This window comes from Blautia sp. AF19-13LB (genome assembly GCF_003479105.1).
Taxonomy (GTDB): domain Bacteria; phylum Bacillota; class Clostridia; order Lachnospirales; family Lachnospiraceae; genus Fusicatenibacter; species Fusicatenibacter saccharivorans.
Map to the genome: position 1 here is coordinate 64,347 of NZ_QUGO01000017.1, position 9,505 is coordinate 73,851.

The following is a 9,505-nucleotide window of genomic DNA, read 5'->3' on the forward strand; positions in this document are numbered from 1 at the left end:
TAATGAAAATGGTGAGATGAAGGGTATTATCCCGGATTACTTCCGGAAAATTGCAGACTATGCCGGGATTTCCTATGAGTTTCTTACACCTGCCACCAGAGATGAGTATATTGCTTATCAGAAAAATAAGGAAACCACAGATATGAGCATCGATGCGCGCCTGGAAACAGATAACTATGCTGAGACGAAAAAATGGGGGATTACTGCACCTTTCATTACGATGCAGCTGGCAAGGGTGACACGGCGTGACTTTGATGGAAAAATTAATGTTGTTACTACTGTTGACCAGACAGCATCAAAGTCAATTGAAGATGCAATGGCACCCGGTGCAGAAAAACTGATGTGCAGTACCCGACAGGAAATGATGGAAGCTGTCCGTGAGGGTAAAGCAGATGCTGCCTTCGTCTACTATTACATGGCACAGGCGTTTGTGAACAGTGACACTACGGGCACCATGACATATACTCTGCTGGAACAGCCTACATTCACCTACCGCATGGTAATTTCATCAACTGAGAACCATGCGCTGGCTGGTATTCTGACGAAAGCAATGTATGCCATGCCCCAAAATCTTGTTGAAGATCTTGCAGCACAGTATACCACATACAAAGCAACAGAGCTTACACTTGTTGACTGGATACGTCTGCATCCTGTTGTTACTGTTTGGGTTCTTCTTATTTTTGGATGGCTGCTGACTGCTATGGCTGGGACAATGGTGCGTCTCAGTGCAAGAAAAAAAGCTCAGAAGGCGGCCCAGGAGAAAGCTGAGGAAATGGCGGAACTGGCAGAGCATGCACAGGCTGCAAACAAGGCAAAAACAGCATTTCTGTCACATATGTCCCATGATATGAGGACACCGATGAATGCAATCATAGGATTTACCGGTATTGCAATGAAAAACAATCCGTCAGACGAAGTGAAAAATTGTCTGGAAAAGATTGACGAAAGCTCAGAGCATTTACTGTCGCTGATCAATGATGTATTAGATCTGACCCGCATCGAAAGTGGAAAAGTGAAATACAATCCGGTACCGGCGGATGTGAAAAACATTACAGATTCTGCATTGGATATTATAAAAGGCTTTCTTACGAACAGGGATATCAACTTTAAGATTCAGCGTGAAGATGCAAAGATTCCAAATGTACTTGCGGATCCTGCACGCCTGCGTGATGTGCTGGTCAATATTCTGAGCAATGCCGTGAAATTCACTCCGGATGGAGGGACGATTACATTTGAAGCCCGGTGTCAGGAAAAGGGCGGGGATGGATATATAAATATGCGTTACCGCATTTCGGATACTGGTATTGGCATGAGTGAGGAATTTACAAAAGAAGTTTTTGAGGAATTTGCACAGGAAGATTCCGGTGTGAGAACGCAGTACCATGGAGTTGGACTGGGGATGGCTATCGTAAAGAAGTATGTAGATATGATGGGGGGAACCATTTCCGTGCAGAGTAAAAAGCATGAGGGAACCACATTTGCCGTGGATATTCCTTTGGAAATTACAGATAAGGAATGTAATAAGTCAGACACAGGTATTTCTGAAAAGGTGAATCTTACAGGTGTGAATGTCCTTCTTGCAGAGGATAATGAACTGAATGCAGAGATTGCTGCCGTGCAGTTGGAAGAGTTCGGGATGAATGTAGAAAGAGCTGTGGATGGAAAGAATGCTGTTGAGATTTTCAGAAATCATCCGGAAGGCGCATTTGATGTAATCCTGATGGATATCATGATGCCTGAAATGAATGGTTATGAAGCGGTAAAAGCAATCAGGGCAATGAATGACAGACCGGATGGAAAAAACATTCCTATTATAGCAATGACAGCTAATTCATTTGCAGAAGATGTTCAGGCATCACTGGATGCAGGAATGAACGCACATTTGTCAAAGCCGATTGTGATTGATGAAGTTATAAAAACGATTATAAGGTATGTATATCATTGATTAGCAGAGGTTCATGAATTAGTGGAATACAATTGACAGGAGGACCAAAATATGACAATGCGAGAGTGCTATGAAGCTATTGGAGGAAACTATGAAGCTGTCCTGGGATGCCTTCATTATTAATGATGTTAGGGGGCAGTTACTGCAAACAGTAACTGCCCCCTAACTAGGATATTTATGTAAATTATTTCTGGTCCAGTACGGACTGAATCTGCTTCATCAGCTGATCGTAGTTTGACTGATCGTCAATGCCACCCATGAAAGGTTCCCCAACGATATTTCCGTCTTTATCTACAAGAACGGTTGTAGGAAATGCCATGATGTTTCCTTTTCCAGCATAGTTTCCAACTGTTGAATTAGAATCGAAAGTCAGGTTCTTGTAGGAAGCGCCCTGAGCTTTCAGGATTTCTTTTGCCTCTTTGATTCCGGCTTCATTGTTGTCTAAAGTATCCATGTTGATACCAACAACTTCGCCACCCATTTCTTTGAGTTTCTCATTTAATTCATTCAGCTTAGAGAGCTCTCCGACACATGGCTTGCATCCACTGAACCAGAAATTTACAACTGTAACTTTATTTTTAGCGAAAAGACTGTCATCTACATCGTTTCCATCCAGATCTTTTCCTTTGAAACCTTTGAATACAGCTGTGGATTCGTCTGATTTAGAGGAAGAGCTGTCAGAGGAATCGGATGCAGCAATCTCTTTCTCAAGCTTGGCAATTTCTTCTTCAATTCCGCGGATTGTCTCGATGTCTTTGCACAGAGTTTCATATTCTTCTTTAGAGAAAGAGTCTTTGTTAGATTCCACTGTGCTTGCGAGGGTATCAGCATAGTTTTCGCTCATGGCATCACCGGCAGCGTTCTTGTTCATAAGACCAAAGGCTTTGTCCCATGCATCTTTGTGATCAGCAAAAAGCTGGTTTTCCTGCTGGTAAAGGTCATCCCGTTTTTTGTTCAGCTCGTCTGCGCTGCCCGTTTCTGTTGTGGAAGAAGATTCCTGTTTTGTGTTTGTATTGTCTGTTGAGGAGGAATTTCCGCAGCCTGTAAACGCAAAAAGTACAGAAATGGCAAGGGATGCAGCAATTACCTTTTTTAATTTCATTGAGTTTGTTCTAAGTGTTTTGTTTTTCATGATTTTAAATCTCCTTTAAATTACGTTTTATTAGTTTTTATTTTCAGCCTGTTTCTTAGTTGAAAATCCGTAATGATAGCAGATTGCATCAGTCGGGCAGGCTTTCATACATTCTCCGCATCGGATACACTCCGGATGGTTTGGTGTGTCTACTACATTGACATCCATCTTACAGACACGACTACATTTCTGGCAGCCAACACATTTCTCATGATCAACCTGAATCTTAAGAAAAGATACCTTGTTAAACAGTGAGTAAACAGCACCCAGCGGGCAGATCCATTTACAAAATGGACGGTAAAACAAGATGCTCAGGATGATGAAAAGCGCAAGGACTGTGAACTTAAATGTAAATAAATGTCCGAGTGCGGCACGGATTCCTGAGTTGGCAAGTGACAGTGGAATTGCGCCTTCAAGTACGCCCTGTGGGCAAATGTATTTGCAGAAGAAAGGATCTCCCATACCAAGTGAATTGGTTACAAATGCCGGAAGTAGTATAACAAAGACGACCAGAATCACATATTTCAGATACCGCAGAGGCTTCAGTTTTGCGGTGGAAAGTTTCTTGCCCGGAATCTTATGCAGCAGATCCTGGAACCATCCAAACGGACAGAGAAATCCACAGATAAACCGCCCTAACAGAACACCTAACAGGATGAAAAATCCGGTGATGTAGTAGGTAAATTTGAATTTTGAAGAACCGACCACGGCTTGAAAAGCTCCAATCGGACAGGCACCTGTGGCGGCAGGACAAGAGTAACAGTTTAGTCCCGGGACGCACATCGTTTTTACATTTCCCTGATAAATTTTCCCTTTAAACAGATTCGGGATGTGAATGTTGGTCAGCAGTGTAGCAGCTGCCTGAATCCATCCGCGGAAGCGGGCCAGAAAGTTTTTGTTTGATTTCATTTTCTTATCCAATTCCTACACACTCCATACATAATTTTATTGCCTTGCTAAGAACAACCGCTGCTTCTCCGCGGAAGATCCCGACAAGGAAAAACACCAGACCGGCTGCAAGTAAAAGAATCTGTGTTGCTTTTTCAGATTTCATTAAAATACTCCTTTCAATGTTCAAAGTCCGTTTATTGACCTTTCGATGTTTGCATTGTACAATAGAGGGTGTAAAATTCCTGTTAAGAAAATGGAGAAAAATAAATTGAGAGTATTAGTTGTTGAAGATGAGAAGAAATTATGTGTAGGCCGATTGCTTATGTTCAAGGAATGCCTGAAGTACAATATCGTTCCGTTCATGATCGAAGAGGATCTGAAGATGTTTTATTATCGTGGTCTGAAAGAATGGAACAATGAAAAAGGTTATCTGATGGATACCTGTCTGACAGCGCAGGATCGGTATAAGGAATATTTAGACTATTTTAGGATTTCGTATTCATAACTCATTTTGAGAAGAGGAATGTTGAAAAGATGGAAGGACAACAGATCAAAGATGAAGTATTAAGATAAGCGGGAATTCATGACGTGGAGTTTCAAGTGATTAAAAAATTTATGAAAATGAATAAGTGGAAAGTTGCATGTCCATTGACATGGCTTTCCACTTATTTTTATGAATTCCTATGCGCCAGACGAGCAGACAACAGAAATTGGCATCTTACCCGCGAATTTCTGCATTTCACATCATGCAGACTGGACGAATGCTGTAAAATCATATATAAAAGAAATAGGAATAACTGGGGGTGAGATGGATGAAATGTGAGGTGGAACAGATTGATCCAAAGCAGGAAGAACATGTTATGGTATATTGCCACAACAGGGAAGCATCCTGGGTGCAGAATGTTCGGGAAGCTGTATTTGGACAAACATCGGTATGTGGATATAAAAATCACGTTTTGTATCAATTGAAATTGTCTGATATTTTTTATGTGGAACAGCAAAGAAATCAAAGGAGAGGGCAGGCGTAATGGAAACAGATATGATTAAAATCACTCATTTAAAGAAAAGCTTTGGTGATGTAAAAGCAGTCAATGATCTGAGTTTTCAGGTGAAAAAAGGAGAGCTCTTTGCATTCCTTGGTGTAAACGGGGCAGGGAAGAGCACAACGATTTCGATCATCTGCGGGCAGCTTCACAAAGACAGCGGAACGGTTCAGATCCAGGGCACAGATCTGGATAAGATCGGAAGGAAAGTTGGAACAATGCTTGGCGTGGTATTTCAGGACAGTGTGCTGGACAAGCCACTTACCGTCAGGGAAAATCTGAAAAACAGAGCAGCGCTTTATGGAATAACAGGAAAAGCGTTTGAAAAAAGATTGCGGGAACTGGTGGAGATTTTTGATTTCGGAGATTATCTGAACCGGCCGGTCGGAAAACTGTCCGGCGGACAGAGAAGAAGAATTGATATTGCAAGAGCCTTGCTGCATCGGCCCGAACTTCTGATTTTAGATGAACCAACGACAGGACTTGACCCACAGACGCGGCTTTTGATCTGGGATATCATTGAAAAACTTCGAGTGGAAGAAAAGCTGACAGTTTTTCTGACTACGCACTACATGGAAGAAGCTGCAAATGCCGGTTATGTGGTGATTCTGGATAAAGGAAGCATCGTGGCAGAAGGAACTCCTTTTGAGCTGAAAAATGAGTATGTGCAGGACACTATGTCTGTTTATGGTGTGACAGAAGAAGAAATCAAAACACTGGGCAGAGAGTATAAAAAGATCCGGGATGGCTATCAGTTAAAAGTAAAAAATACCGCAGAGGCTACCCGGCTGATCGTGGAACATCAGGAAATATTCCGTGATTATGAAGTGGTAAAGGGCAGAATGGATGATGTATTTCTTGCTGTAACCGGAAAAACATTGGGAGGTGAGCACAGATGAAGGCAGTATTTGCACTTATAAGTCGAAACAGAAAATTGTTTTTTAAAGACAGAGGAATGTTTTTTTCGGCTTTAATTACTCCGGGAATTCTGATTTTGCTGTATGCTACATTTCTGGCAAACGTATACAGAGATTCCTTTGTGTCCGCGATCCCGGACATGATTACAATCTCAGACAAACTGATCGATGGAACGGTGGCCGCACAGCTTGCCGCGGCTCTTCTGGCAGTCAGCTGTGTGACTGTGACATTCTGCGTGAATCTTACGATGGTACAGGACCGGGCAAACGGAACAAGGAAAGATTTTAATGTATCGCCAATCAGCAAAGCACAGCTTTATCTTGGGTATTTTTTATCTACTGTAGTCAATTCCCTGCTGGTGAATGGGCTTGCGCTTGTATTATGCCTTGGCTATATGTACAAAATGGGCTGGTATATGAGCGCTGTAGATGTATTCTGGGTTCTTCTCGATGAAATTTTACTGGTACTCTTTGGAAGCACGTTGTCAAGCATCGTCAGTTTTCCACTGACAACCCAGGGTCAGTTATCCGCAGTGGGAACGATCGTAAGTGCCGGGTATGGATTTTTATGCGGAGCTTACATGCCGATTTCAAATTTCGGCAGCGGCCTGCAGAAAGTACTGTCGTATCTGCCAAGTACCTACGGAACTTCTCTGTTGAAAAATCATATGCTCCGTGGAATCTTCGAAGAGATGGAGAACAATCAGCTGCCAGAAGAAATGATTACTGCGATTCGTGATACACTGGATTGTAACCCGAAGTTCCAGGGGTCTGTAGTAAGTGTAAATCAGATGGTGATGCTTATGGTTGGATGTGTTGTGGTATTTGGAATTATTTTTTTGTGCATGACAGCTCTTCCGGAGAAAGATGGGAAGTAAATATATCCTTCGACTATAGAATGAATAAAAAATGAGAAAAGAGACAGTTATGAATATTACAGAAAGAGAGATCGATGACCCGGAAAAAGGGGCGTTATACTCGAATATGTAAATTTTACGAAAGAATTTGCAGAAATAAAAGAGTATGTAAGAAGCAAAGGGGAATCTATCCGGGGATACACAGAAAAGAAATAATGTGTTTCCATAAGAACAGAAGATATTTTATATTTCGAGGCAGTGCAAAACAAGGTGTTTGCTTATACGTCAAATAAGTTTTATGAAATTAAAAGCAGACTGTATCAGCTGGAAGAGAAAATAACAAGAAAATGTATGTAGCGTGCATCAAAGACAACGATTGTAAATGCGGATCGTATTGTTTCGGTTCGTACCGCATTAAATGGGCGTTTGTATGTGCGGATGGAGGCTTTGAGCAGATTGGAAATGGCCTTGCAAAAACAGGAGCAGATCCTCTGCAAAGCGCTGCATACGGATCTTGGAAAGAGCAAGACGGAGATGATGTGTGAGATTGGACTGGTGCAGGGGGAAATCCGCTGGATGAAGCAGCACTTAGGGCGCTTTGCAGACAAAAACATGTCAGAACACCGCTGGCGCAGTTCGCTGCGAAAAGTTATCAAAGCCCTTCTCCTTATGGCAATGTGCTGATTATGAGCCCGTGGAATTACCCTGTTCTGCTGACGTTAGAACCGCTGGTAGATGCCATTGCGGCAGGAAATACTGCGGTGGTAAAGCCAAGTGCTTATGCACCGGCCAGTGCAAATGTCCTGAAAGATCTGTTAGAAGAATGTTTTCCACCAGAATATGTTGCCGTTGTTTTAGGCGGACGGGAGGAAAATCAGGCACTTTTACAGGAAAAATTTGATAAGATTTTTTTCACAGGAAGTGTAGCGGTCGGAAAGCAGGTCATGGAAAGTGCTGCAAGACATCTGACGCCCGTGACACTGGAACTTGGCGGAAAAAGCCCATGCATTGTAGAAAAAAGCAGTAAGATCCGGCTTGCGGCAAGACGCATTGTCTTTGGAAAGTTTATCAACTGCGGATCGAACCTATTGTGTTGGATCACGTAGAATGGGAAGATGCGGTCATGCAGGAGGAGATTTTTGGTCCCATCCTGCCAGTATTGACGTATGAAAAACTTGAGGATGCACTCTCCTGGATCAATCAACGCCCCAAACCGCTTGCCCTGTACTGCTTTACGGAAAACAAAAAGGTGAAGAAAACGGTTCTGGAGAGGTGCCGGTTTGGCGGTGGCTGCATCAACGACACACTGATTCATCTTGCTACCAGTGAGATGCCGTTTGGCGGTGTAGGAGAAAGCGGTATGGGCGGCTATCACGGTGAGGCCGGATTTGCGGAATTCACACATAAGCGCAGCATCGTGGATAAAAAGACATGGATGGATTTTCCGATCCGCTATCAGCCGTATACAGCAAAAAAGTTGAAACTGATTCGAAAATTTTTATACAGCATACCATACAAGGGATAGACATCTCCAAGAAAATCCGATATAAAAGAGGATAGGGAAAAGAAAAGAGGGAACCAATGTGAAGATAACGATCATCAATCCATCTCCGGACGAAGAGGAAGAAATCATCATCAAATGCCGTGTGCTGACGGAGGACATCAACCATCTGATCTGCAAACTGAAAAACGGGGATCGAAAAATTACGGGATACGATGCAAAAGGAATTACTCTTCTGGCACTTCCGGATATTTTCTATTTTGAGGCAACGGACAATAAGGTCTTTGCCTATGGACAAAAGAATGTTTATGAAGTTAAAGAAAAACTGTATCAGTTAGAAGAACAGCTGGTGTCTTTTCCATTTATGCGGGCCTCCAAATCCATGATTCTAAATCTGGACAAAATCCGGCATTTGTCGCCTGCTTTTGGCGGCAGATTTGAAGCGTTACTCGAAAATGAGGAAAAAGTGATTATTTCCCGGCAGTATGTGCCGGTTCTGAAAGAACGACTGGGATTGTAGGGAGGCGAAAACAATGATGAATAAAATAAAAATTCTTGCAAATATTTTTTCGAAAATTACCGTGTGCGTTCTGCTTGCATCCGCGATCTATATTACTGTGATGTGCGGTCTGGATGCCCAGATCAGTGTCATGATTCTCTGGCAGATTCTTCTGGTTTCCGCTGTATGCTCCATCCCGATTCTGATGTACCCGGATGAGGAAGGAAAAGAAGTATCCAAACAGGGCATGATTGCACGGCAGATCATCTATTTTATCTATGCTAATTGTGCTGTCCTGGGACTTGGCAGAGCATTCGGATGGTTTTACTTCAGCAAAGCTAAAATGGTCGTGCTGATGGAGGTTTTGATTATTGGAGTTTATGTTACGGTGAATCTGATCGTATATGTAAATGACCATATGGTGGCGGAAAGCATGAACCAGAAACTAAAAGAGATGAGAAAGCGGAAAGAAAAATTGTAAACTACGATAGAGTTGCATGAAATTTGAAAAGAACTTAGAGCGTACCCCAACAAGCTCTGAGAAAACTTGCAAGTAAGAATTTCTATGACGGTAAGAATAAAATTGCGTGTAAAAGAGCAGGCGAATTTCCGCCTGCTCTTAAAAAATCAAGGATGAGAAAAAATTTATAAATATCATAGACGAGAGTATGAAACTTTTTCTGTAAAATAATGTTTGGAAGGTTCTTCTATGATACAATA

13 protein-coding genes and 1 pseudogene are annotated in these 9,505 nt (G+C 42.3%); 11 read left to right on the plus strand and 3 right to left on the minus strand.

Translation table 11 applies throughout. The features are described from left to right. Positions 1–1,945, plus strand: a 1,945-nt coding sequence (locus DWX32_RS15430; protein ID WP_243037607.1) for an ATP-binding protein, incomplete at its 5' end; no start/stop codon positions are given. A 184-nt stretch (positions 1,946–2,129) separates the two neighbouring features. On the opposite strand, the gene DWX32_RS15435 is transcribed toward DWX32_RS15430, so the two are convergent. From DWX32_RS15435 to DWX32_RS15445, 3 genes are read right to left on the minus strand one after another with little or no spacing between them, the layout of a single operon-like run. After that, a complete protein-coding gene (locus tag DWX32_RS15435) occupies positions 2,130–3,077 on the minus strand; it encodes a TlpA disulfide reductase family protein (protein WP_118594522.1) in 948 nt (315 codons plus the stop codon). 30 nt (positions 3,078–3,107) lie between these two features. Beyond that, the gene (locus DWX32_RS15440; protein ID WP_118594521.1) at positions 3,108–3,998 is read right to left on the minus strand and encodes a 4Fe-4S binding protein; all 891 of its coding nucleotides are present in this window, start codon (positions 3,996–3,998) and stop codon (positions 3,108–3,110) included. Further along, positions 3,991–4,131 (minus strand): CD1871A family CXXC motif-containing protein, encoded by a 141-nt coding sequence (locus DWX32_RS15445; protein ID WP_020435933.1) that lies wholly within the window; start codon positions 4,129–4,131, stop codon positions 3,991–3,993. The genes DWX32_RS15440 and DWX32_RS15445 overlap by 8 nt, the downstream gene beginning before the upstream one ends. A gap of 144 nt (positions 4,132–4,275) precedes the next feature. Here DWX32_RS15445 and DWX32_RS15450 point away from each other — a divergent pair. From DWX32_RS15450 to DWX32_RS15485, 10 genes and pseudogenes are all read left to right on the plus strand, one after another. Next, positions 4,276–4,473, plus strand: a pseudogene (locus DWX32_RS15450) (cell filamentation protein Fic); the annotation flags it as partial. A gap of 319 nt (positions 4,474–4,792) precedes the next feature. Further along, on the plus strand, positions 4,793–4,996 hold the full coding sequence (locus DWX32_RS15455) for a hypothetical protein (RefSeq protein ID WP_147326118.1): 204 nt from the start codon (positions 4,793–4,795) through the stop codon (positions 4,994–4,996). Then, complete coding sequence (locus DWX32_RS15460; protein ID WP_117761571.1) at positions 4,996–5,910, plus strand: ABC transporter ATP-binding protein; 915 nt, start codon at positions 4,996–4,998, stop codon at positions 5,908–5,910. Before DWX32_RS15455 ends, DWX32_RS15460 begins: the two co-directional genes overlap by 1 nt. Further along, the gene (locus tag DWX32_RS15465; RefSeq protein WP_117761570.1) at positions 5,907–6,806 is read left to right on the plus strand and encodes an ABC transporter permease; all 900 of its coding nucleotides are present in this window, start codon (positions 5,907–5,909) and stop codon (positions 6,804–6,806) included. The genes DWX32_RS15460 and DWX32_RS15465 overlap by 4 nt, the downstream gene beginning before the upstream one ends. 204 nt (positions 6,807–7,010) lie before the next feature. After that, entirely contained in the window at positions 7,011–7,142 is a 132-nt protein-coding gene (locus tag DWX32_RS20925) for a LytTR family DNA-binding domain-containing protein (protein WP_117802413.1), read from the plus strand. A 90-nt stretch (positions 7,143–7,232) separates the two neighbouring features. After that, positions 7,233–7,469 (plus strand): hypothetical protein, encoded by a 237-nt coding sequence (locus tag DWX32_RS20930; RefSeq protein ID WP_330416859.1) that lies wholly within the window; start codon positions 7,233–7,235, stop codon positions 7,467–7,469. A gap of 2 nt (positions 7,470–7,471) precedes the next feature. Continuing rightward, on the plus strand, positions 7,472–7,891 hold the full coding sequence (locus tag DWX32_RS20935; protein ID WP_330416858.1) for an aldehyde dehydrogenase family protein: 420 nt from the start codon (positions 7,472–7,474) through the stop codon (positions 7,889–7,891). A gap of 17 nt (positions 7,892–7,908) precedes the next feature. Next, positions 7,909–8,310 (plus strand): aldehyde dehydrogenase family protein, encoded by a 402-nt coding sequence (locus tag DWX32_RS20940; protein WP_330416856.1) that lies wholly within the window; start codon positions 7,909–7,911, stop codon positions 8,308–8,310. A 58-nt stretch (positions 8,311–8,368) separates the two neighbouring features. Further along, positions 8,369–8,806, plus strand: coding sequence for a LytTR family DNA-binding domain-containing protein (locus DWX32_RS15480; RefSeq protein ID WP_118594520.1), 438 nt, complete (start codon positions 8,369–8,371; stop codon positions 8,804–8,806). 13 nt (positions 8,807–8,819) lie between these two features. Beyond that, on the plus strand, positions 8,820–9,266 hold the full coding sequence (locus DWX32_RS15485; RefSeq protein ID WP_118594519.1) for a DUF3021 family protein: 447 nt from the start codon (positions 8,820–8,822) through the stop codon (positions 9,264–9,266). Positions 9,267–9,505: the final 239 nt, after the last annotated feature.

Excerpts from the sequence above, each read along its gene's own strand:
- DWX32_RS15435 (WP_118594522.1), bottom strand. The coding sequence starts at position 3,077 with ATGAAAAACAAAACACTTAGAACAAACTCAATGAAATTAAAAAAGGTA.
- DWX32_RS15445 (WP_020435933.1), bottom strand. The coding sequence starts at position 4,131 with ATGAAATCTGAAAAAGCAACACAGATTCTTTTACTTGCAGCCGGTCTG.
- DWX32_RS15460 (WP_117761571.1), top strand. The coding sequence starts at position 4,996 with ATGGAAACAGATATGATTAAAATCACTCATTTAAAGAAAAGCTTTGGT.
- DWX32_RS15465 (WP_117761570.1), top strand. The coding sequence starts at position 5,907 with ATGAAGGCAGTATTTGCACTTATAAGTCGAAACAGAAAATTGTTTTTT.
- DWX32_RS20935 (WP_330416858.1), top strand. The coding sequence starts at position 7,472 with ATGAGCCCGTGGAATTACCCTGTTCTGCTGACGTTAGAACCGCTGGTA.
- DWX32_RS20940 (WP_330416856.1), top strand. The coding sequence starts at position 7,909 with ATGCAGGAGGAGATTTTTGGTCCCATCCTGCCAGTATTGACGTATGAA.
- DWX32_RS15485 (WP_118594519.1), top strand. The coding sequence starts at position 8,820 with ATGATGAATAAAATAAAAATTCTTGCAAATATTTTTTCGAAAATTACC.